The organism is Streptomyces sp. AM25 (assembly GCF_058146165.1).
The window spans coordinates 1-22,623 of the sequence record NZ_JBKIWN010000011.1 but is presented as its reverse complement, the minus strand read 5'-3'; the positions used below and the strand labels follow the sequence as shown (position 1 = coordinate 22,623).

Annotated in this window: 22 protein-coding genes; 6 read left to right on the top strand and 16 right to left on the bottom strand. The window is 69.6% G+C overall.

Annotation, left to right across the window (positions count from 1 at the left end):
* The first annotated feature begins 38 nt into the window (after positions 1–38).
* Both ACLHRZ_RS16500 and ACLHRZ_RS16495 read left to right on the top strand, forming a co-directional pair.
* Positions 39–848 carry a class I SAM-dependent methyltransferase gene (locus tag ACLHRZ_RS16500; RefSeq protein ID WP_490419184.1) on the top strand — a complete coding sequence of 270 codons (810 nt, stop codon included), beginning with the start codon at positions 39–41 and terminating at the stop codon, positions 846–848.
* Between the two features lie 17 nt (positions 849–865).
* The gene (locus ACLHRZ_RS16495) at positions 866–1,315 is read left to right on the top strand and encodes an NUDIX hydrolase (protein WP_490419347.1); all 450 of its coding nucleotides are present in this window, start codon (positions 866–868) and stop codon (positions 1,313–1,315) included.
* A 240-nt stretch (positions 1,316–1,555) separates the two neighbouring features.
* Here the strand turns inward: ACLHRZ_RS16495 and ACLHRZ_RS16490 are convergent, their stop codons facing one another.
* Positions 1,556–2,554 (bottom strand): hypothetical protein, encoded by a 999-nt coding sequence (locus tag ACLHRZ_RS16490; RefSeq protein ID WP_490419183.1) that lies wholly within the window; start codon positions 2,552–2,554, stop codon positions 1,556–1,558.
* A gap of 844 nt (positions 2,555–3,398) precedes the next feature.
* On the opposite strand from ACLHRZ_RS16490, the gene ACLHRZ_RS16485 reads away from it, so the two are divergent.
* Positions 3,399–4,166 (top strand): endonuclease domain-containing protein, encoded by a 768-nt coding sequence (locus tag ACLHRZ_RS16485; RefSeq protein WP_490419182.1) that lies wholly within the window; start codon positions 3,399–3,401, stop codon positions 4,164–4,166.
* Positions 4,167–4,422: 256 nt separating this feature from the next.
* On the opposite strand, the gene ACLHRZ_RS16480 is transcribed toward ACLHRZ_RS16485, so the two are convergent.
* Positions 4,423–5,280 carry a maleylpyruvate isomerase N-terminal domain-containing protein gene (locus ACLHRZ_RS16480; RefSeq protein ID WP_490419181.1) on the bottom strand — a complete coding sequence of 286 codons (858 nt, stop codon included), beginning with the start codon at positions 5,278–5,280 and terminating at the stop codon, positions 4,423–4,425.
* A gap of 64 nt (positions 5,281–5,344) precedes the next feature.
* Between ACLHRZ_RS16480 and ACLHRZ_RS16475 the strand changes: the two genes are divergently transcribed.
* Positions 5,345–5,737, top strand: coding sequence for a VOC family protein (locus ACLHRZ_RS16475; protein ID WP_490419180.1), 393 nt, complete (start codon positions 5,345–5,347; stop codon positions 5,735–5,737).
* 79 nt (positions 5,738–5,816) lie between these two features.
* A complete protein-coding gene (locus ACLHRZ_RS16470; protein ID WP_490419179.1) occupies positions 5,817–6,326 on the top strand; it encodes a hypothetical protein in 510 nt (169 codons plus the stop codon).
* Positions 6,327–6,395: 69 nt separating this feature from the next.
* Here the strand turns inward: ACLHRZ_RS16470 and ACLHRZ_RS16465 are convergent, their stop codons facing one another.
* The 13 genes from ACLHRZ_RS16465 to ACLHRZ_RS16405 all read right to left on the bottom strand — a co-directional run bounded on the left by ACLHRZ_RS16465 (position 6,396) and on the right by ACLHRZ_RS16405 (position 19,983).
* Complete coding sequence (locus tag ACLHRZ_RS16465; RefSeq protein ID WP_490419178.1) at positions 6,396–6,794, bottom strand: hypothetical protein; 399 nt, start codon at positions 6,792–6,794, stop codon at positions 6,396–6,398.
* A 100-nt stretch (positions 6,795–6,894) separates the two neighbouring features.
* The gene (locus ACLHRZ_RS16460; protein ID WP_490419177.1) at positions 6,895–8,142 is read right to left on the bottom strand and encodes a WXG100 family type VII secretion target; all 1,248 of its coding nucleotides are present in this window, start codon (positions 8,140–8,142) and stop codon (positions 6,895–6,897) included.
* Between the two features lie 14 nt (positions 8,143–8,156).
* On the bottom strand, positions 8,157–8,462 hold the full coding sequence (locus tag ACLHRZ_RS16455) for a DUF6317 family protein (protein WP_490419176.1): 306 nt from the start codon (positions 8,460–8,462) through the stop codon (positions 8,157–8,159).
* The gene (locus ACLHRZ_RS16450; RefSeq protein ID WP_490419175.1) at positions 8,459–8,734 is read right to left on the bottom strand and encodes an SAV_915 family protein; all 276 of its coding nucleotides are present in this window, start codon (positions 8,732–8,734) and stop codon (positions 8,459–8,461) included. The genes ACLHRZ_RS16455 and ACLHRZ_RS16450 overlap by 4 nt, the downstream gene beginning before the upstream one ends.
* Positions 8,735–8,758: 24 nt before the next feature.
* Entirely contained in the window at positions 8,759–9,808 is a 1,050-nt protein-coding gene (mycP, locus tag ACLHRZ_RS16445) for a type VII secretion-associated serine protease mycosin (RefSeq protein ID WP_490419174.1), read from the bottom strand.
* Between the two features lie 1,746 nt (positions 9,809–11,554).
* A complete protein-coding gene (locus ACLHRZ_RS16440) occupies positions 11,555–12,007 on the bottom strand; it encodes a DUF2563 family protein (RefSeq protein ID WP_490419173.1) in 453 nt (150 codons plus the stop codon).
* A gap of 102 nt (positions 12,008–12,109) precedes the next feature.
* Positions 12,110–12,460 (bottom strand): hypothetical protein, encoded by a 351-nt coding sequence (locus ACLHRZ_RS16435; RefSeq protein WP_490419172.1) that lies wholly within the window; start codon positions 12,458–12,460, stop codon positions 12,110–12,112.
* Between the two features lie 72 nt (positions 12,461–12,532).
* Positions 12,533–14,842, bottom strand: coding sequence for a xanthine dehydrogenase family protein molybdopterin-binding subunit (locus ACLHRZ_RS16430; RefSeq protein ID WP_490419346.1), 2,310 nt, complete (start codon positions 14,840–14,842; stop codon positions 12,533–12,535).
* A 29-nt stretch (positions 14,843–14,871) separates the two neighbouring features.
* Positions 14,872–16,074 (bottom strand): (2Fe-2S)-binding protein, encoded by a 1,203-nt coding sequence (locus tag ACLHRZ_RS16425; RefSeq protein WP_490419171.1) that lies wholly within the window; start codon positions 16,072–16,074, stop codon positions 14,872–14,874.
* Positions 16,071–16,979 carry an FAD binding domain-containing protein gene (locus tag ACLHRZ_RS16420; RefSeq protein ID WP_490419170.1) on the bottom strand — a complete coding sequence of 303 codons (909 nt, stop codon included), beginning with the start codon at positions 16,977–16,979 and terminating at the stop codon, positions 16,071–16,073. The genes ACLHRZ_RS16425 and ACLHRZ_RS16420 overlap by 4 nt, the downstream gene beginning before the upstream one ends.
* A gap of 274 nt (positions 16,980–17,253) precedes the next feature.
* A complete protein-coding gene (locus ACLHRZ_RS16415) occupies positions 17,254–18,873 on the bottom strand; it encodes a beta-N-acetylhexosaminidase (protein WP_490419169.1) in 1,620 nt (539 codons plus the stop codon).
* 159 nt (positions 18,874–19,032) lie between these two features.
* Complete coding sequence (locus ACLHRZ_RS16410; protein ID WP_171087579.1) at positions 19,033–19,326, bottom strand: DUF3039 domain-containing protein; 294 nt, start codon at positions 19,324–19,326, stop codon at positions 19,033–19,035.
* 30 nt (positions 19,327–19,356) lie between these two features.
* Positions 19,357–19,983: a YqgE/AlgH family protein gene (locus ACLHRZ_RS16405; RefSeq protein WP_490419168.1), complete on the bottom strand. Its 627-nt coding sequence runs from the start codon at positions 19,981–19,983 to the stop codon at positions 19,357–19,359.
* Between the two features lie 251 nt (positions 19,984–20,234).
* Between ACLHRZ_RS16405 and murA the strand changes: the two genes are divergently transcribed.
* Positions 20,235–21,575, top strand: coding sequence for a UDP-N-acetylglucosamine 1-carboxyvinyltransferase (murA, locus tag ACLHRZ_RS16400; RefSeq protein ID WP_490419167.1), 1,341 nt, complete (start codon positions 20,235–20,237; stop codon positions 21,573–21,575).
* Positions 21,576–21,955: 380 nt separating this feature from the next.
* Here murA and ACLHRZ_RS16395 read toward each other — a convergent pair whose 3' ends face one another.
* Complete coding sequence (locus ACLHRZ_RS16395) at positions 21,956–22,237, bottom strand: HU family DNA-binding protein (protein WP_003954777.1); 282 nt, start codon at positions 22,235–22,237, stop codon at positions 21,956–21,958.
* Positions 22,238–22,623 lie beyond the last annotated feature (386 nt).

Sequence of the window (22,623 nt, the reverse complement as noted above, 5' to 3'; positions counted from 1 at the left end):
TACTGGACTGGTCCACCGGTACACACGATACTGCGGACATGTCGAACCCAGAGCTAGCGCCGGAGATCGATCACTTCTACTCGCAGGTCATCGATGAGAGCATCCGGTTGAGCGCGTCAGCCGACGGCCGCCTTGAACTGCTTCGAACGCAGGAGATCCTGCGGCGTTACCTCCCACCGACGCCCGCCCGCGTTCTGGACGTGGGCGGCGGCGCCGGCGCCCATGCCCGATGGCTGGTCTCGGACGGGTACGACGTGGATCTCGTCGACCCGGTTGCCCGGCACGTCGAACAGGCCTCGGCGATCTGCTCCGCATCCCTGGGCGACGCCCGCGCGCTAATAGCGGAGGATGCGAGCTACGACGTGGTGCAGGTACTCGGCCCCCTCTACCACCTTCCTGATCCCGCAGAGCGTCTGCGAGCGCTCACTGAAGCCGTTCGCGTCGTACGGCCTGGAGGGTTTGTAGCGGCAGCAGCAATCAACCGTTACGCCTCGCTCTTCGAGCACAGCTCACTTGCTCATCTCCACACGCCACGATTGGAATCGTCGGTGTCCGAGATCCTGCGGACTGCGGTCTACGACGGTCGACGCGGCTTCACCACCGCATACTTCCACCGGGGCGAGGAACTTGCCGAGGAGATGCGATCCGCGGGGCTGACGGACGTGGCTGTGTTCGGCGTTGAGGGGCCCGCCTGGTCCTTGCTGAAGGCCGTCGAGCAGAGCCCCGGACCGGGCCCGAGTGAAGAGCTCTTCGCGTCGGTCCTGACGGCCGCGCGGATGGCCGAGCCCTACCCGGAGCTCCTCGCGGCGTCCTCACACCTTCTCGCGGTGGGAAGGGCCCCCGAGTGAGTGGCAGCGACGAGCAGATGCGTCGGGACGTCTCAACGCCGCTTCACTCAGTCTCGGTTGCAGGCGTGGTTGTGCGCGACGACGGCCACGTCCTGGCGATACGCCGCGCGGACAATGGCACGTGGGAACCCCCCGGCGGCGTCCTCGAACTGGACGAACGCCCGGAGGACGGTGCCGTACGCGAGGTGCTGGAGGAGACGGGTATCTGCGTCTCGGTAGAGCGCCTGACCGGCGTCTACAAGAACATGAGCCGGGGCGTCGTGGCTCTCGTCTTCCGATGCCAGCCGGTCGGCGGTACGGAGCGCACGTCGAACGAGTCGACGGCAGTGGAGTGGCTGACTCCCGAGGAAGTCGAGAAGCAAATGGGTGAGGTCTACGCCGTGCGCGTGTTGGACGCCTTGAATGCCACGACGACCACACCCCACGTACGCGCTCACAACGGCCACCGACTGCTCGAATCCGCCTGAGCCACCGCCCCCGACCATGAGACAGCCCGTCCATCTCGCCGAGCACAGGCCCGGCCCCAACCGAGCCTGTGCTCTTGGTCCCCACCCCGCTCCAGTCCGGCCAACTCCCGTGACGCACAGCAACCAGCCACCTGAAGCCAGAGAAAGGACATGTCGTGGCTGCGGTGGTCGGCTCCCCGGCACAGCGTACGGCTCCTTGATCAGGATCGGCCCCGGACCGGCCAAATCTGCTCCGCCGACCTAAGACTCCTTGCCCGCCCACGCGGAAAGAATTGCATCGGGAGAAGCCGTCGAAAAATTGAGAGCCGATTGCGCGAAGGGCGCAAAGGCCTCAATCGCGATGGAGGTTACCACCTCTTCCAAACCCCGCCGCAACGCAGAGACACCTTCAACGAAGCGAACGTTGTCGATCGCATCAGAGCCGGAAGACGCATAGCGTTGACCACGCCTCCCTCGCTGAGCGGATCTAACGAAATGCTCGCGAGCGTCAGATCCGACCTTTTCCGTAGTCACGATGACCGGATAGTCGGGCCTGAAAATTCCGACCTTGGCACCGAAAGAGTAGGCGTTCCCTAGATTAAATTGCTTATCTTTCAACTCAAACAGAACCAGTCTCCCATAGATTTCGGCAACACAATCCACCTCTTCACCCGCATACTCCTGCTCCATTCGAATACTGTCGACGGAGACTCCCAGGTCTGTCAGATTGTGAAGGACTAGAACGGAAAGCCATCGACTCCCGTCAAGCATGGCACGACCATACTCGGTGACACTCAAAGCCTCTTCGGTCTTCTCCTCCGATAGACCCTTACCGCATGAACAGCGAATATTGTGTCCGCCGATCTCTTTAAGGACCTCCAGATTAGGAACTCTGTTGACTTGAGCTGCCGTCTTAGAGCAGATGACGACGATCTCAGTCTCCACCACTCCAGCCTCGATCAGACTTTGAACGACTTCATCAAGGCGCCCCCTGTCCTTCTGAGGTATCTGCTTGGGGGCGTCACTCAACAAGAGTCCACTCGAAGACTTGATGGCGATGGCAAGCGCCCTCGTTGCCTTATCTGACAGAATTTCCGCACACTTAACGTCCCGCCCGCTTGGGGCTTCCGCTTTACCACCCTGCCCGAGCCTTTCAATCTCAATCAATTTCCGAGAGGCAACCTCACGCCCATTCAACTCCACCCCCCAGATATCTTTCACATGCCCTTCAAATTCCTCTATCACACGTTCATCGAGCACTGGAGCCGCATACCCCACCGACAGGTGGCACACTGTCGTCTCCCTACTCACGACCTTCCCGCCCTCTTCCCTGTGCGGCCGTACACGAGCCGACTCCAATAGGCGAATCGCAATTAGAGTGCTACCTTTTGCGTAAATCTCGGCAGCAATCACGTCTTCTTCAATATATGCCGACCTGCGAAACCTCCCGCGAGGCATCGACTGTAGTGACGCCAGTGGAACCCCGAAGAGTTCAGCCTGCCGCGAGAGGAGTGGGCCAACGGTTGGGTGATATTGGCCAGAGAGGCGGTCCGTCAACTTCTTCAGGGCGCCAGCCGGATGCCTGCTTACTTCCCCACCCTTAGCAATCATGAGCAACATAGAGTGATCATCCCAGATGGGGCGGCCTCCCGTCAGCGAGTTAGCACAACGATCGGGCTCCTCGGGGTAGCGGCAATCCATCGCGTGAGGGTTGCAGCCACCACCTCGCGTGCTAGGGCCGTGGCGAACGCGGCGAGCATGGAGACGCGACGCCGGTGCGTGACCAGGCAGCTTGTGATGGCCGCCCGTCTCATGTTCCGTCTCGTTCAGCCCCGTTCACGACCGTTCAAACGAGACCAGGAGTCGGATGTAGTCCAGGAGCTGGCCTCCCCTGAACGCAGATGAACGTCCTGCACTCAGCCCAAGACCCCGCCAACAGACTTGGAAAGCGTGTTGGGGGCAACTCTTCACGAACCTGCCCCTCCAGACGCGACATCCACACGGGTCTGAACATCGACGAACGCGCCCGGATCACACCCTGACCAGCGCGGACAGTCCTGGAAACGGGGTTCCCGAATGCCGATCTCCCTGCCACCGTGGGACCATGACGGGCGACTTACCAGTTCGCATAGTCGATGGACGCGTAGTTACCAAACCCGGGACAGCACCAGTCGCGATGGTTTGGCTACCGCAAGACGGGCAGGTCATCGCCAAGATTCCGCCCCGGAAGGGCAACCGCAGTTGGCTGCACGAGACGGTCGGCATCCGTTCCCCGGAGTTCAGCGGTGACCGATGGAACCTGCCGCGTAGCAGTCTCGTACGGCTGGTTACGGCGGCGGTCGACCGGTACGGGTTCATCGTCCTCTATCGAGACATGTCGAGGCTGTCGAAGTGCACTAGGACGTGCTTGGAGGCGACGGGCGCTGAATGCCACTGCTCGTGTCTCGGGGCACACCACGGACAGGATGCCGCCGGCTGGTTCGAACGGGTCGGGGATGCGGTGGTGGCCGACCAAGGAGAGTGCACCCGCACCGCAGTCGTCTACGGCGCAAGAGGCAGCGACGCGAACGCCGTGGTGTATAACGGCCAACTGGCAGGTCAGCGCTACCGCGTCGACCGCGAGGGTCGACGGGACTGGCCAACTGCTGCGCAGTTCATGTGCGCAAGCTGCATGACCGAGCGCGCGAGTGTGTGGGACCACTGCCACACGCACGGTTTTGTACGCGCGCCGCTGTGCAATCGCTGTAACACCCGCTACTGGCGTGGATGGCGGCCCCGGCACGGACGGGCAACGCACAGCCGTAACCTTGATGAGAGCTACTACCGGTGGTGCCCCAAGCACACAAGCACTGTGAGACAGTGCAGCGCATAGCTCGATTCAGCGCCCGCCGGGCTGGCTGTCCTGAGCAGACATCGCCCAGGCCGGCGTCCCTAGCTCCGTCTCAGTTTCCGTCTCGTTCATCGTCGTACGCTGCCGTCCAGGACTGTTCACTCGACCCCTTCCTTCGATGCGCGCGCACGGCATTGAACGCCCTTGAACTCTTCCGAAGAGCGCCCCGACCAGCACCGACAAACCTGCAAAGCGAGTTACGTGGGTTCGATTCCCGCCACGGCCTCCATGTCCCGCATCACGGCCCGGCGATGAGCCCGCGCAGGCGCAGGGCGAGCCACGGCCGGCGGCCGCCGGCCAGGATCCGGCCGCGGGCGATCTCCTTCCACAACGGTGAACGCCGGAAGGCGATCAGCAGGAAGGCGACCGGGTCCGCCGAGATCCGGCAGTCGCAGGGGCGCGCGGGCCGCCCCTCGCGGGTCACCGTCGCCGCCCCGTCCGCGACGACCACCGCCAGCCGCGGCCCGCCGCGGACGGCGAGGTCGAAGGAGACGTGCACACCGTCCGCCTTCGCCCGGTCCAGGGTGAGCGGCATCATCGTCGGCATCGACTGCCCGATGACCAGCCGCGCCCCGTCCGGCCCGATCGTCCAGGGGAGCCGTGCGCCGCGGGCGATGTCGAGCCCGTGGAGCAGACTCTCGCTGAGCATCAGCCCGGTCGCGGCGGCGAGCGTCAGCGCCACTTCCTGCCCGTACCAGGGCGTGGGGACGGGCGTCTCCGGCGCGAGCCCCTCGGTGACCCGCAGAAACGTCTCGCCATGGTCGCGGACGAAATCGCCGAGGTGTGCGCGTTCGTCCTTGCCGAAGAGCGAGACGGCCTTGGCGTTCACGGCGGTGATCCGCTCGGCCAAGGGCCCGTCCTCGGCCGGCAGAATGCTGCCCCAGTCGTCGAACTCGCCGGTGAAGGCGGAGCAGTACGCGAGATAGACGGCGCGGAGGTGCGCGCCGACGTCGCCCACGGTCCAGTCGGGGAGGGCGGACGGTGCGTCCATGTCGCCGACACTGTCCAGCAGTTGACCGACCCGCTGGACCGTCTCGCGCAATGCGGTACGGGTCTTGTCGTGCTCGGCGACGGAATCGCAGGCGAGGGCATCCACGGCCCGGAGGGTACAGCCGTCCACGACAGTCGGCCATGGTCCCGTCCGTCGTAGGCTGATGCGCATGGCATCCCTCGTGCGCCACATCACCATCGACTGTGCCGACGCCTACCGCCTGGCCTCCTTCTGGGCCGAGGTCCTCGACGGCTCGCTCGCCGCCGACGACCACCCGGGCGACCCGGAGGCGACGGTCAACTCGGCAAGCGCGTCACTGCTGTTCATCGCGGTGCCGGAACGCAAGATCGTGAAGAACCGCGTACACCTGGACCTGCAGCCGCAGGGTCGCACACGCGACGAGGAGGTGGAGCGGCTGCTCGCCCTGGGCGCGACGATGGTGGACGACTTCCGGCGCCCGGACGGGACGGGGTGGGCGACCATGGCGGACATCGAGGGCAACGAGATGTGCGTGGAGCGCAGTGCGGCGGAGCGGGAGCGCGGGCGCTGGAGAGCACCATGACGCACGTCGCAGGTGCGGGCAGACGGGGACGGAAGCCCTGATACGTTGACCTGTTCTGTCCGACGTTGAAGGGACTTACGTGCGCAAGGCAGCGCAGATATCAGGTGCGGTACTGCTCACCGGGATACTCGGGGTACTGGTGACCGGTTGCGGCAGCGGCTCGGCCGACAAGAACACGACGGACGACGCCAAGGCGGCAGCAGCACCCGCCAAGCCCTCGTCGGACAGCGCAACGGACACGAAGCCGGGTGACGACGACAGGCTGGACGGCATGTGGAATCGCCAGGACGGTGACGACATCTCCCGGGTGACGATCGTGGGTGACCACGGGATCGCCGCCTCCAAGCAGGGCGTGTGCCAGGGACCCGTGCAACGGTCCGGAGCCAAGGTGAAGTTCGACCTGAAGTGCCCCACCGGCGACGACCCCCACGCCAAGGCCACCGCCTCCCTCTCGGACGACGGCAAGGCTCTCACCGTCACCTGGGGCAACGGCCGGTCCGAGAAGTTCACCAAGGACCCCATCAAGGTGGACATGCCCAAAATCGACATCCCCAAGATCGACGTCCCGACGGTGGACCCGGCCGGCTGAGGTGCTCCGCTGTCGCAAATCTTCACGGTGCTCCGCGTGGCGCGATGATGTGCGACAGCGGAAGCCGCCTCACCACTCCAGGCCGGCCAGCCGGCGGGCTTGGCGTTCGCCGAGCCAGTAGCGGCCGAAGCTGCGGACCAGGAGGGGGAGGCAACCTCCCAGGGCCACAGGCACGGCCAGGATCACGAAGATCCCGGCGGCCGTCGACCCGAGAACGGCCGCAACGCCCGTGCTCGCACCGGCGCCCCTGGCCCGACTGCGTTTGCTCCGGCCCGTGGTGTCCGACCTGTCGGACCGGACCATGCCACGGGTCATGGCGAAACCCATGCCCAGGAAGAGCACACCGTAGACGCAGAGGAAGATCGTCGAAACGAGCCTGCTCGCACCATCGAGGCAACCCACGGCGAAACCCACGGCCATTCCGGCGGCCACGGCGTTGACGAACAAGAGAAACAGCGTCATCGACACCCGGCGGGTCCAGTAGGCAGGCCCTCGCTGGACCCATGTCAGCCCCAGCCAGGGAATGGGCTGAGGTGCCACGAGCGCATGCTGTCGCGGGGACTTCACATCACCCGAAGAGGCCATGCCACACCTTCTTGGCCGAGTTCCGGCCCTTGTGCCACATGTCAACCACGTCGTTGTCGACCCACGCCTTGCCGGCGTCGGCGAAGCCCTCTCCGATGCCGGTGATAACACCGTCCCGATGGATGTGCTCGCCGAAGTGCGCTCTGTGGGTGAGCTCATAGCCGAACGTCCCCACGCCGTACCCGAGAACCACACCTGCCGCAACGCCTCCTGCGGCCACAGCCGCAGGAGGCGCCGCCGCACCGATGGCGGCGACGCCCGACTCCACCACGATTCCCGAGGCCAGCCCCGCCACCGCCGGACCGCCGTCCTTGGCCACGGCCTCGCCCCAGGACCAGCCCTTCTCGTGGTCCTCCTCGGCCTGGCAGTACACCATCGCCCCGGTCAGAAGGCCGCTGAGTGCACCCATGGTGCCCAATGCGCCGGTCTTTCCCCCGCGGAACTGATCCGCCATCTCCCCGACCGTGAGCCTGGCGCCCTTGCTGCCCCTGAACTTGCTCGTCCACCCCTCCACGGAGGAGACCTTCAGCCGCTGCTCGGTGAGCGCAGCCCGAACGGCCCGGCGCTGCTCCAGCGCCCGGTCCCACTCCTCGCTGCCCTTCGCCATCCCCGCATGGGCCCGCTTCAGGTCCGCTGCTTGTTTCTGCAGGCGTTCGAGCCGCTCATGACCGACCTCCGCGACCGCCGCCGGCGTCGTGTACAGCCCCCGCAACACCTCCGCCAGCGTGAGCTGATCCGCGGAACCGAGCGTCTCCGGGGAACCGTCACCGGGGAGGATCTGCCCCGCAACTCCGTTCAGCCTCTGCGTCGCCCACTGCCGTACGTGCTGCGCACGCGAAAGCGCCGCCTCCGCACCGCTCTTGTACGCATCCAGCGCGGCCTGCTGATCCGTCGTCCCCGTGGCGCCGCCGTAACCGTCCAACGTGAGCCCGGCCGCCCGGGCCTTGTCCTGGGCGCCCTCCAACTCCTCGCGGGCCTCGGCCAGTTTCTCCGCCAGGACGGTGACGATGTCCGCCACCTGCGACATGGCCTCCGCCATGGCGGCCTGCACCGTACCGTCCGAGGCCCACGCCGTCTGGAACGAACTGGCCGCGTCTCCGGTCCATCCGGCCTCGTGGACCACACCGGCGACCTTGGAGTTCAGGAATCTGGACGACTCGTCCAGCGTCTTGGCGGCCGACGTGTAGTCGTGCGCAACGTCGTGAAGTCCCCTGATGTCGTCGTCGATCACGGTCCCTCGGCCCTTCAGCCCTTGTACTTGTCGATCAGGTCGTCGAACATCCCGTGAACGTCGACATCGGTGTTCTGGTAGTCGGCTGCCGCCTTGCGCAACTTGCCGCCGTGACCGTCGATCAGGCCCGTCATCATCTGATGGGCCGCACCGAACGCGTCACTGAGGCGCAGGAGGGCGGAGCTGAGCGCGGCGTCGCCGACGCCGGGAGTCGGCGGGGAGGCCAGATGTCCGGTGTTCCCGAGATCCACCGCCTCCCGCTGGAACGCCCTGCCGGTGTCGTCGATCCGGTCCACCGTCGCGCGGAGCTTGTCGCTCATGCCGCAGCCTCCACCGTCGTCGGGTCGACGGCGATGACGGAGATGCCCGCCTCACCGAGCAGCACGCGCAACGCACCGACAGGCAGGGCCACCCACGACTGGTCCGGACCGAGGCAGGACACGAGCCGCTCGGCGGAGGTGAACACCAACCCGCAGATGTACCCCTGCGCGGTCCGCCGCGTCTCGAACAGGACTTGGGCCTCGGGTCCTTCCGAGCCGGGCCGGGCGGGCGCCAGGACGACACGGTGGTCGTCGAGCAGATCTGCGCTCATATAGGGCAGCTCCTGGGTGAATGGTCAGGATTTACGGCGACGAGTGACGAGTACGGGAACCGCAACGGCCACGGCGATCACGACGGCGATGCCTGCCGCAAGCATGTTGCGTGTGGAGAGCAGGCCGTCGCCATCGGAGCGTTGTTCAGGGGTGGTTGGCTTGGCTTCGGCATTCGGGGAGGGTGACGACGATGTCGACTGCGTCGCGAGCGGGCTGACGTCGGGCGGGCCGGGGTCGCCGGGGCTCTGGAGGGCGATGCGGGGGCGGACGACGCCGTAGCCGATCGTGTCGCTGCGCTTCTCACCGCTCTTCGGGCCGCCGGCCGTGTTGATGAGGACGCGGAGGACCTGGTTCGCGGTCCAGTCGGGGTGGACGGACCAGACGAGGGCGGCGGAGGCGGAGGTGAGGGCGGTGGCGTCGCTGGTGCCGTGGGTTCGGCATAGGCCGGTTCCGCCCTTGCACGATGCGACCATGTTGTCGCCCGGCGCTGCGAGGATCACCTGTGAGCCACGTTGTGATTCCGCTGTTGCCTTGATGTCCTGGTCTACTGCTGCCACACCCGCCACACCGGGGAACGCTGCAGGATATTCGGTCGAGTTCGCCTTGTCACCGCTGTTGCCGACAGAAGCGAAAACCAGCTTCCCCTTGGACACCGCATACTCGATGGCCTGCGCTTCGTCCTTGTCATAGACCGGGGCACCCATGGAGATGTTGATGACCTTGGCATCAGAGTCTGCTGCAAAACGAATCGCCCTGACCATGGACGTCCCCGGAAGTACCCGCGCACGAGGAGCCTTGGCGTTGACCACTCTCAGCGGCAAGATCTTCGCGCCAGGCGCCAAACCGTACGACCCCTGGTCCCCATTGCTCTGGCCCGTACCTGCGATGAGGACAGCCATGCTCGTCCCGTGGCCGTCGTAATCCGAATGAGCGTCGCCCTCGATCCCTGAGAAGTCCTGCCCCGGAAGGACCTGCCCAGCCAAGTCGGGCAATTCTGCATCAACACCACTGTCAATGACGGCTACCGTCACGCCAGTCCCCGTGCTGACTTTCCACATGTCCTCGGCGTGCATCGCATCGAGGTACCACTGCTGGGAACGCAGCGTGTCTGCCTGAGCCGGCGCAGCGGGAACAGCGAGCACCGCAAGGGCGGCAACGCTGCACGGCAGTGCTCTCCGCCCAGCCACACGAAACGCTCGGCTCAAACGCATATCTGTCCTCTGTATCAGATCAGTCGACGACGGGAGGAACCGTACGACGGTTGCCCTGCGTCCAGCTTTCTTCGTCTTCGACCAGGTAGTCAGGTCGCCGCCCCTGCCGTGAGACATTCTTGGAGCGCTCCCGACTTGCCTCTCCTGCAGGACGTACCAGCCCCAACCCGCCCTGGGTGAATGGTTCGTCTCCCGAAGCTCCAGAGCGCTGGGAAACACGTCCTCCGACAACGCCCCCACGCTCCACCGCCAAGCGTCGGCCACCGGCCGCGCCGCCTCCCGCCCGACCGGCAGAAGCTCCTGGGGCCGCTCCGTGCGCAGGCGCATATCCCGCCTGAGGTCCTTGAAGGCTATGGCTCTGACCTGGCTCCGCACCGATGACCGTCCCTCTGGGCATCGGGGACTGGCCGGACATCCGGGGTGCTGGCCGGCCACCGATGATGCCATCGGTGGGCACATTACTGATCGGCACGTTCAAGCGGCCACCAATGGTTCCACGTCCTGGTCCACTTGGAAGGTTTCCAGAACGAGGCAACTCGACGCTCGGCGCTCCTCGGCCCGGCCCGGTCGTCGCACGGCCTGCCGGTCTCGTCGGCAGAACGGACGGAGTGGGCAACGGCATCACGTTGCCCTCCGTGCCATTGGCGCGGGACGGCGCTGTTACCGGGCTGGACGATGGCTGCGAAGCCGACACGCGGGGTACTGCTGTTCCCCCGTCGACTCCCATATGGACAGGCCCCGCATCAGGGCGATCAACCGGCGCCATGCCGCCATGGGGACCAGAGCTGACCTCGCCTGCTCTCCCAGCACTTGGGCCACCGTCCGAACCTCCACTGCCAGCGCTTGGCGCCATACCCACGGGCACCCGACCGGGGTCAGTGCGCCCAGCAGCCCCTGGAGCCGGGATGTACACCCCGCCGTCCCTGGCTTCCGGCGGCAGCACGACCGTTGGCGGTGCCGGAAACGCCGGCCTCCCCACCCCCTGCATATTGTGCGCCGACCACGCATAAGACCCCGCCAGCTGCCGCATCAGCCGTGCCGCCTCCGCGCGGTCCGCGTCGAGCCGCTGCTGCGCCGCGTACGCCTCCTGTTGCGTCGGCCCCCGCCCCTGGAGGCCACCGGACCGGTCGTCCGCCGCCGCCAGTGGCGGGGCCACCGCGCCCACCTGGCCCGGGTTGGCGGTGCGGTACGCGGCCAGCGTCGTCCGCGACGCCGTCGACACCGCCGGCATCGCCGACTGGACGTGCGCCAGCGTGCCCGCCGCGTGTCCCATCCACGTGCCCGCGCCGGCGCTGAACTCCCCCAGTCGCAGCGTCGCGTTGGCCATGTCCGCGCCCCAGGTGCGGAACGCCTCGCCGCCCTCGCCCTCCCACTCCACGTGGGCCACGTGGGCCTTGAGGTCTTCGGCGATCTTGTTGATCGCCTCGGCCGCGGCCTTCAACTTGCTGCTCAGCCCCTCGGCAGCCGCCGGCGACGCATGCTCCACCATCGCCCGCAGTTCCTCATGCGACTTCGACTCGAAGTCCGACACCGTGAACAGGCCGCTGACCGGCTGCCTGATCAGCGGGCTGACGAAACCGGCACCGCCACCCGCCGCAGGGGTCGTCATCAGATCGTCCCTTCGCTGTTGGCAACGTCGGCAACGTTGCCACCGTTGGCGCCGTCGGCACCGGCCTTGCCGCTACGCCCGCTGCTCCCGGCCGGAGCAACCGCCCCGCCCAGCTCCTGCGCCCGTCGCTGCGCCGCCCACATCCGTTCCCTCAGCTCCGCGTCGACGTTCGCGTAGCCGTCCCGCGCCCCCAGCACCGCCGTGCCCATCGCCTCGATCAGGTCCGCGAACAGCCTCGAAAGCTGCTCCAGTTGTGCATGCACCTCGTTGTACGCGCTGTACAGGCCCCCCGCCTCGGCAAAGTTCACGCCGAGGTACCCCGCCTCCAAGCGCGCCTCCGCCACCCGGCCTGGTGCCGCATCCGAACCGTGCAAGGCGGCCAGAAGCCCATCGACCCTGCCCTTGAAGGTCTTGAGCGACTCCAGCTCCGCATGCAGTCTGTCGGCCCCCACGTCCGCCCCGTCCGTCCCGTCCCTCGTCCGCTCTTCTTGACGGGACGCAGCCTACTGTCCGGTACCGACAACTCACCTGAGTACGGGCACTCAGACGGCGCATCAGCCCATCGGCAGGTTCGCGAGGATGCCGATCACCAGCGCCCCCGCCGCGAACGCCCCCGCCGCCGCCACCCCGCGCGTCATCCCGAACCGGGGGTGCGAAGGCAGGGCCCAGGCCACGACGAGCAGGGCGGCCGCGACGAGCCAGACGACCGGGGCGACCGCCAGTGATGTCATGAGTGCCGCGGAGCAGTGGTCCGGGCCGCAGCTGTCCGTCGCCATCGGGGACAGGCCGATGAAGAACAGGTCCAGGGCGAGCAGCGGCAGGACCAGCAGTGCGGTCACGCCGCGCACGCACCACGCCTTGCCGTCGTGCGGGCGCTGCAGGCCGTTCATCGCGGTGTTCCTCATGGACACCAGCCAAGCAACCGGTCCCCCGGCCCCGCCTGCGCGCAGGTACTCAACCCGCCTGCGCGCACCTACTCAGACGACCGCCGCCGTCTGCGGCCGGATCGGCAGCCGGTTCACCGGCCGGCCCGTCGCCGCCCGTACCGCCGACGCGATGGCCGCCGGGGACGTCACCACCGGCACCGCGCTGATCGCCTTCGCGCCGAACGGGGCGACCACGTCCCGTTCCTCCACCAGCTTCACGATGCGGATGTCCGGCGCGTCCAGCGCCGTCGGCAGGGCGTACCCCGTCAGGTCCGGCCAGCGCACCTGGCCGCCCGGTGTGCGCAGGTTCTCCGTCAGCGCCGCGCCCACGCCCTGGGTGACGCCCGCCTCGATGCGGGCCCGGGCCTGGGCCGGGTTGAGGATGCGGCCGACGTCCTGGGCGACCGCCATTTCGACGACCCGTACCGAGCCGAGCTCGACGTCCACGTCCACCACCGCGCGCACCGCGCAGAACGCCATGCCGACGAACGCGTCGCCCTGGCCCGTGTCGTCGAGCGGCTCCGTGGGGTGGGGGCGGCACTGGGCCGTCGCCCAGAGCTCCTTGCCGTCCAGGGCCTCCGCGACCGTCGTGCTCAACACCCCGTCGTACGACGTGATCTTGCCGTCCGTGATCTGCAGCAGCTCCGTCGACATGCCGAACTGCGCGGCCAGCGGCTGCAGAAGTTGCGTCCGCACCATGCGTGCCGCGCGCTCCACCGCGCCGCCCGACACCCACGTGTGGCGGCCGTGGCAGGCCGGGCCCGACGGGGGCTGGTCGGTGTCGACCGGGGCGACGTAGACCTCCTCCAGCCCGAGGACGTCCTGGACGATCTGGCGCGCCAGCGTCGTGAAGCCCTGGCCCGTCTCCACCGCCGCGCAGATCACCGTCGCGACCGAGCCGCTGACCTTGACCGTCGCCGTCGAGACCTCGTCCGTGCCCTCGGCGCCCAGCATGTGGACCATGCCCACGCCGTAGCCCACGCCCCGGCGCACCGCGCCCGGGTCGCCCGCGCCGTCCGGGCCGCCGGGGAGGAGCCAGCCGTCCTCCGGGGCGTCCTTCGGCAGGGAGGGGAGGGGGAAGTCCCGTACGGCACGCAGCAGTTCGGCCACCGGCGCCGGGCACGTCACCGTCTGGCCCGTCGGCAGCAGGTCGCCCGTCGCCATGACGTTGCGCATCCGCAGCTCCGCCGGGTCGATGCCCAGCTTGGCCGCCAGCTTGTCCATCTGGCCCTCGTACGCCGCGCACACCTGCATCGCGCCCTCGCCGCGCACATGGCCGGAGGGCGGGTTGTTGGTGCGTACCGCCCAGCCCTCGACGAAGGCGTGCGGGACGACGTACGGGCCGCAGGCGAACGCGACGGCGGCGGCCAGTGCGTCGGCCGACGAGTCCGCGTACGCGCCCGCGTCCATCAGGATCTGGGCCTCGACCTTCACCAACTTGCCCTCCGCGTCCGCGTGGTGGCGGTAGCGCAGCAGCGTCGGGTGGCGGTGCGGGTGGCTGAGGAAGGACTCCTCGCGGGTGGCCGCCAGCTTCACCGGGTGGCCGGTGCGCAGGGCGAGGAGGCCCAGCGAGAGCTGGATGCCCGCGTCCTCGCGGTCGCCCATCGAGCCGGGGACGCCCGTGACGACGACCTTGACGCGCTCCGGGTCCAGACCGAAGCAGAGGGCGGCCTGGTCGCGGTCGGCGTGCGGGTCGGTGGAGGCGGTGTAGATCTCCACGCCGCCGTCGGGGCGCGGCACGGCCAGGCCGGCCTCGGCGCCGATGGGGGCCGGGTCCTGGCGGCCGATGCGGTACAGGCCCTCGACGACGACCTCGCCCGTCGCGTCCGGGTCGCCGAAGCGCAGCGGGATGTGGCGGATCAAGTTGCCGTCGGGGTGCAGCGGTTCGGCGGCGAACGCCTGCTCCGGGTCGGTGACCGGCTCCAGCACCTCGTACTCGACGGCGATGGCCGCCGCCGCGAGGCGGGCCGTGTCGGGGTGGTCGGCGGCCACGGCGGCGATCGGCTCGCCGTGGTGGCGGACGATCCCGTCGGCGAAGACCGGGCGGTCGGCGATCCCGCGGCCGTGCGCCGCGGAGCCCGGCACGTCCTCGTGCGTGACGACGGCCCGGACGCCGGGCATCGCCGCGGCGGCCGAGGTGTCGATCTTCACGATGCGGGCGTGCGGGTGCGGGGAGCGCAGCACGGCCGCCCACAGCAGGCCCTCGGCCCACAGGTCGGCCGCGTACGGGAAGGTGCCCTGCGCCTTGGGGTAGGAGTCCGTCGAGGGGAGCGAGACGCCGAGACCGTGCGTGCGGGGCGGCTCGGTCAGGACGGGCGGCGGGACGGTCACCGCAGTGGCGGCGCCGAGGCCCTCGCCCATGCCCATGCCGGTCGCGCCGCCCATTCCGCTCATGCCATTGCCCTTCCGCTGCCGCCGTTGTGCGGGCCCGCCTGGTGCGGGATGCGTGCCGTCTCGGTCTCCGGTTGCTGCGCCTCGTCCAGCGCGGCGGCCGTCTCGGCGCGCTCGTCGGCCACCTGGCGCACCGCCTCCAGGACGCCTCGGTAGCCGGAGCAGCGGCACAGGTTGCCGCAGATCGCCTGACGGGTCTCCAGCTCGCTCGGGGCGTGGTTGCCCTCGAGCAGGTCGTGCACGGTCATGGCCAGTCCGGGCACGCAGAACCCGCACTGCACGGCCCCGCACTCGACCAGCGCCCGCTGGACGTCGGACGGCCGGCCGTCGACGGTCAGGCCCTCGACGGTGCGGACGTCCGAACCGGCGGTCGTCGCGGCCGGCACCAGGCAGGAGGCGACGAGCCGGCCGTCGACCTGCACCGAGCACGCGCCGCACTCGCCCTGCGAGCAGCCGTCCTTGGCGCCCGCGAGGCCGAGCCGCTCGCGCAGGACGTAGAGCAGGGACTCCCCGATCCAGGAGTCCGTCACGGGGCGGTCGGTGCCGTTGACGCACAGGACGTAGGAGACGCGGGGGTGTTCGTCGTGCGGCTCAGGCTCCGGCTCCGGCTCCCGCTCCGGCTGCGCGGGATCGGGGGCGGGATCGGGCTCGCCGGGGGCGGGCTCCGGGTCCGCTTCGGGGGCGGCTGCCTCCGGTTCGTCCGGTACCGGTGCCTCGTCCGCTGCGGGCTCGGCGGCAGCGGCTGCGGCCGTCCACGCCTCGGTCCCGTGATCACCTGTACCGGTGATCTCCCCCGGCGCGGCGGCGCGTTCGCGCACGGGGTACTCGCCGGACTCCTCCACCGAGTCGTCCCCCGCGGCCGGGACGGACCACTGGCCCGTGTCGCCCAGCGGCATGGACCACTCCTGCGTGGCCTGCGGGTCCTCGGAGCCGTCGGCGCCCCGCACGTCCCACTCCGCCGTGGCGGCCGGGGTGCCGTACGGGTCCGGCCAGGTCACCGTCGGAGCAGGTGCGGGCGCGGGCTCGGGTGCGGGCGCGGGCGTGCCCGGCGCCGCGAGCGGGCCCCAGCCGCCGGAGACACCCGGCTGCGCGAGGAGTTCGGGCGGCAGCTGGACGAACGTGGTGCCGTCCGCCTCCAGCCCCGCACCCTGCGGGATCGGCTGCCAGCCGCCCTCGGTGTGTCGCTGCTGTTCGTCACTCACGCGAGTGCCCTCCCCAGTGCTCGGCGGGCCAGAGTCGCCACCGTACGACGGAGATGCAGGACCGCCGGCGGCAGAGTACCCGGCCCGTCGCCGGTCAGGGCGGCGGAATGGTCGGGTACGGGGTCGGGGATGCAGGCGGCGGCCACGTACTCGCCGAAGGCGGCGAGCGCCTCGGGTGCGAGGGTGCGGTCACCGTCCCAGTCGATGAGCGAGGACACCCAGTGCTCGGTGTCGAACGGCCGCAGCGGCATGGGCGCGACGGCGCCCACCGCGCAGCGCACGCTGCGCCGCGCCGGGTCGAGGACGACGGCGACGGAGGCGGTGGCGCGGCCCGGGCCGGTGCGGCCGGTGGCCTTGAGGAAGACCTGCGGGGCGTGCAGCAGCGGCACCCGGACGTAGCCGACGAGCTCGCCCGGCCGCAGCATGTCGAGGCCGGCGAGCATCCGGCCGACCGGCACCTCGCGACGCTCGCCGCCGGGGCCGGCGATGACGAGCGAGGCCTCCAGGGCGGCGAGCACGGGCAGGGCGTCGCCGGTCGGCGCGGCCGAGGCGATGTTGCCGCCGAGGGTGCCGGCGTTGCGGATCTGCGGCGGGCCCGCGGTGCGGGCGGCGGCGGCGAGGGCGGGGATGAGGGCGGCGAAGTCCGGGCGGCCCATGCGGGCGTGGGTGAGACCGGCACCGAGCAGGGCCGCGCCGTCCTGGTACTGCCAGCCGCGGATCTCACTGATCCGGCCGAGGCCGACGAGCCCGGCGGGGCGCAGCAGTCCCGAGTTGACGGCGGCCATCAGATCGGTGCCGCCCGCGACGGGCACGGCTGTGGGCATGGCGGCGAGCGCCGCCACGGCCTCGTCGAGCGAGCCCGGCAACGTCACGGTGTGCGCCGCCTGCGGTGCGTGCGTGGTCAACCCACCTGCCCCTTCCCCGGAGGTCCCGACTGTGCCGCCAGGTCTCGCCGTACGGTACGTGCTGTCGGCCCGGACGTGGCAACTCTGGCACATCTTCGGAGGTCGCCGTCGCGAGGGTCCGCGAACCGCCGGACCGGCCCCGGGCGGAGGCCGGCCCCTCTGCGCGCTGTGGGCGTATTGCCATGCTTCGGGGATCCTTGTACGACTTACGGCGGTGTGTGAAGGACCACCGTGCCAGGGGGACGCCCCACGGACCGTCACCTTCCGCTGCGGCTCACACGATCGGGGGCGGACCCTCGATCGGGCGTCCGAGCACACCCGGACGCCGTTGCCAGGGCCGCGGGCCGCCGGGCGGCCGGTAGTCCACGCCGAGCGCGTCGAGCCGGGCGTAGTGCGCGGTCATCCGGCGTTCGAACGCGGGCCAGTCGCGCTCCGCGGGCGCCGGCAGCGCGGACCACACGGTCTCGGCGAAGCCGGCGAGCCGGGGGAACGCCTGGTAGTCCACGCGCTGCGGGGTCTCCGTCACCTCGGTCCAGAGGTTGGCCTGGGCGCCGAGGACGTGCGCGGCGGCGGGAGTTCCGGCGAGCTCCGGGGGGACGGGTTCGAAGCGGTAGACGTCCTCCAGGGTGCGGACGTAGCCGATGGGGACGGGCTCGTCGGGGCCGTCCGCCTGCCGGTGGTCGAGGTAGACCTGCTGCTCGGGGCACATGATGACGTCGTGTCCGGCGTGCGCGGCGGCGATTCCGCCCGCGTAGCCGCGCCAGGAGGAGACGGTCGCCCCCTCGGCCAGGCCGCCCTCCAGGATCTCGTCCCAGCCGACGAGCCGCCGCCCGCGCGCGGCGAGCCAGCGGTCGAAGTGCCGGATGAACCAGCTCTGCAGCTCGTCCTCACCGGCCAGGCCCTCGGCGGCGATACGGGCCTGGGCGGCCGGGGACGCCTTCCACTGGTCCTTGGGGCACTCGTCGCCGCCGATGTGGACGAAGGGAGAGGGGAAGAGGCCGAGGACCTCGGTGAGGACGTTCTCGTAGAAGGCGAGGACCGTGTCGGTGGGGGCGAGGACGTTCGGGTTGATGCCCCAGGTGTCCCAGACCGTCAGGGACGCGGTGTCGACGACATCGGCGTTGCCGAGTTCCGGGTACGCGGCGATGGCGGCCTGCGAGTGGCCCGGGAGGTCGATCTCGGGGACGACGGTGATGTGCCGCTCTGCCGCGTACGCGACGATCTCGCGGATGTCGTCATGCGTGTAGTACCCGCCGTGCGGGCGCTCGTCCCACAGCGGCGACGCCCGGTGCCCGAGCTTGCTGCGGGCCCGCCAGGCACCGACCTCGGTCAGTTTCGGGTACCGCTCGATCTCGATCCGCCAGCCCTGGTCGTCCGTCAGGTGCAGGTGCAGGACGTTCAGCTTGTGGGCGGCGAGCAGGTCGAGGTAGCGGAGCACACCGTCCTTGGGCATGAAGTGCCGGGCCACGTCGAGCAGTACGCCGCGCCAGGGGAACCGCGGGGCGTCCTCGATGACGGTGAGGGGCACCGTCCATTGCCGGTCCGCACGCAGCGGGGCACGGCGGAAGGCGTCGGGGCCGAGGAGTTGGCGGAAGGTCTGGGCGGCCCAGAAGACGCCGGTGGGGCTGCCGCCGGCCATGTCGACCGTGTCGTTGCCGACGACGAGGCGGTAGGCCTCGGCGCTCAGCGAGCGGTCGACTCCGAGCACGATGCGGTGGGTGTCGGCGGTGCCGGGGCCCAACGGCAGCCCTGTGGCCGCGCCGACGGTTGCGCGGAGCCACCGGGCCACGTCCTCGGTGCCGGGGTGGGCGTCGATGCAGGTGTCGGCATCAAGGGCGCAGTGATCTGCGGCCGTCAGGTCGCGGACGTGCTGCGGGTGCGGGATGAGGTCCATGGGGTTCTTTTGCCCCAGACCCGCCCCTTCCTGAAACCGGGGCTCAGCCCCGGACCCCGGACCGCGCTGCGCGCGCCGCGCGGCAGAGCCGCAAGTCGACCGCAGCTTCAAACGCCGGACGGGCTGAAATCAGCCCGTCCGGCGTTTGAGGGCGAGCGGCTACTTCTTGTCCCCGCCCTTGCCCTTGTCCTTGTCGCCGCCCGCAGGGCCGAGGCCCTCGAAGATCTCCTTGCACATCGGGCACACCGGGTACTTCTTCGGGTCGCGCCCGGGCACCCAGACCTTGCCGCAGAGGGCCACGACCGGGGAGCCGGAGAGCGCGCTCTCCATGATCTTGTCCTTCTGGACGTAATGGGCGTAGCGCTCGTGGTCGCCGTCGCCGTGCGACACCTGCGGCGTCGGCTCTACGAGGGTGCCGGTACCTGCCCCGCGCTCGGGCTCGAGAGTGCTCATGGTCCCCAAGGGTACTGGGGCCGGGCGCCGTCAGTTCAGGCTCGGGTCGTCCGGATAGGTGGCGACCATCGCCAGTTCGTTCCGCTGGCGGCGCAGCACGGCGCGCCACAGCTGCCGGGGGTCGGGCGAGGAGACGTCGCCGGGCTCGGACTCCACCACGTACCAGGCGCCCTCGACCAGCTCCTCCTCCAGCTGCCCGGGGCCCCACCCGGCGTACCCGGCGAAGATCCGCAGCGAGCCGAGGACCGTGGCCAGCAGCTCCGGCGGGGCCTCCAGATCGACGAGGCCGATCGCGCCGTGCACCCGGCGCCAGCCGAGCGGGCCGTCGTCGGAGGTGTCCTCCCCGCGGAGTCCGGGGCCGGGCCGGATGCCCCGCTCGCCCGCCTCGTGCGCCTCTCCCGGCACCACGGCCACGCCGAGGGCCGAGTCCAGCGAGACCGGTCCGCCCTGGAAGACCACGCCCGGTTCGCCGGCCAGACCCGCCCAGGACTCCAGGATGTCGCCCACGCCGACCGGGGTCGGCCGGTTGAGGATCACGCCGAGGGAGCCCTCCTCGTCATGGTCGAGCAGCAGCACCACGGCGCGGTCGAAGTTCGGGTCCGAGAGCGCCGGTGTCGCGACAAGCAGTCGCCCTGTGAGCGAGGACACCTCGGTCATGGCCACATGATCCCGCATTTCCGGCCCGGAGGGGGAGTGGACTGCGAGGACGGACAGGGAGCGACGAGGGGCGTACGAGAGCAGCCACCGCGCAGAGCGACCGGCGATAACCGGTAGCGACCGTTCCATGAACGCAGCGTGTTGTTGCAAATCCATGACGTACGCAAAGACCCCTGCAGGCGGTAGTCGGACCCTCCGGTCGCATTACCCTTTCTTCTTGCCCCCTGCCCAACTCCAGGAACGCGAGATCCATGACCGGCCCTGACGATGTCCTGCTTGTCCACGGCGGTACCCCGCTCGAGGGCGAGATCCGTGTCCGCGGTGCGAAGAACCTCGTGCCGAAGGCCATGGTCGCCGCGCTGCTCGGCAGCGGTCCCAGCCGGCTGCGCAACGTGCCCGACATCCGCGACGTCCGCGTCGTCCGCGGCCTGCTGCAGCTGCACGGTGTGACGGTCCGCCCGGGCGACGAGCCCGGCGAACTGGTCATGGACCCGTCCCGCGTGGAGAGCGCCAACGTCGCCGACATCGACGCCCACGCCGGCTCCTCGCGCATCCCGATCCTCTTCTGCGGCCCGCTGCTGCACCGCCTCGGCCACGCCTTCATCCCGGGCCTGGGCGGCTGCGACATCGGCGGCCGGCCCATCGACTTCCACTTCGAGGTGCTGCGCCAGTTCGGCGCCACCATCGAGAAGCGCGAGGGCGGCCAATACCTGGAGGCCCCGCAGCGGCTGCGCGGCACCAAGATCCACCTGCCGTACCCGTCGGTCGGCGCGACCGAGCAGGTGCTGCTGACGGCCGTGCTGGCCGAGGGCGTCACGGTGCTGTCGAACGCGGCCGTGGAGCCGGAGATCGAGGACCTCATCTGCGTGCTGCAGAAGATGGGCGCCATCATCTCCATGGACACCGACCGCACCATCCGCATCACCGGTGTCGACTCGCTCGACGGCTACAACCACCGCGCCCTCTCCGACCGCCTGGAGGCGGCCTCCTGGGCGTCGGCGGCGCTGGCCACCAAGGGCAACATCTACGTCCGCGGCGCCCAGCAGCGCTCGATGATGACCTTCCTCAACACCTTCCGGAAGGTCGGCGGCGCGTTCGAGGTCGACGACGAGGGCATCCGCTTCTGGCACCCGGGCGGCTCGCTCAACGCCATCGCGCTGGAGACCGACGTCCACCCCGGCTTCCAGACGGACTGGCAGCAGCCGCTGGTCGTGGCGCTGACCCAGGCCTCCGGCCTGTCGATCGTCCACGAGACGGTCTACGAGTCCCGCCTCGGCTTCACCTCCGCGCTCAACCAGATGGGCGCTCACATCCAGCTCTACCGCGAGTGCCTGGGCGGCTCCGCCTGCCGCTTCGGCCAGCGCAACTTCCTGCACTCCGCGGTCGTCTCCGGCCCGACCAAGCTGCAGGGCGCCGACCTGGTCATCCCCGACCTCCGCGGCGGCTTCTCGTACCTCATCGCCGCCCTGGCGGCCGACGGCACGTCGCGCGTCCACGGCATCGACCTGATCAACCGCGGCTACGAGAACTTCATGGAGAAGCTGAAGGATCTGGGGGCCCACGTCGAGCTCCCCGGCGGAGCAGCCGCCTGACGGCCGCCACCACCCGGCCGGGCTCGCGCTCGGCTGGGGGTCCGGGGGTCATCCCCCGGGACAGCACAGCATGGAGAAGCTGAAGGATCTGGGGGCCCACGTCGAGCTCCCCGGCGGAGCAGCCGCCTGACGCGCCTGACGGCGCATGACCAAGCTCTCTGTGGAACTGCGGGCCGTCCGTGGCCGGTCGCGCAGTTCCCCGCGCCCCTTACGGGGCGCCTGACGGCGTGTAGCGCGCTGAAGAGGCCCGTACGGACCGGCCGGTCGGTACGGGCCTTTTCGTGTCCCAGAGGGGCTGACAGAGCCTCACGAAGGCCAAAAGGGTGGTCACCCCGGCCGGGGTGACCACCCTTCAGTGCTGAGCAGTGCTCACAAAGGCCTTACTTGCCCTTGGCCGCTTCCTTGAGCTTGGAGCCCGCGGAGACCTTCACGCTGTAGCCGGCGGGGATCTGGATGGGGTCACCCGTCTGCGGGTTACGGGCGGTGCGAGCGGCGCGGTGCGTGCGCTCGAAGGTCAGGAAGCCGGGGATGGTCACCTTCTCGTCGCCCTTGGCGACGATCTCACCGACGGTCTCGGCGAGGGCGGCCAGAACGGCGTCGGCGTCCTTGCGGGTCACCTCGGCGCGGTCGGCCAGAGCGGCCACCAGCTCACTGCGGTTCATGTTGTACTCCCGTGTTCATCTTGCCAATGAGGCGTGAGATCGAAGCCGATGCTGCCAGGGCCCTCGGACAGTCCCCGGACCCGGGTCCGTTGCCGGACCCTCGCGCCCGGTTACGCATCCTGCCCCCACCAGTAGTGGGAAAGCCAATCCGGCGCCCTGGAGAGTCACACGGAAAGCGCTGCAGCCTCGGATGCGGCCGCGTCCTGCGGCCTGATTTCTGCCCGACACCTTATGGGGGTCCGGCAAGCCGCGCGCCACTCGACGCGCCGTGATCAGGCAGTCGTGGTGGCCGTCACAGCCGCTCCGGCGGCCTTGGCGGCCTCCCGGACGGCTCCGGCGACCGCTCCGGCGACCTTGTCGTTGAAGACGCTGGGGATGATGTAGTT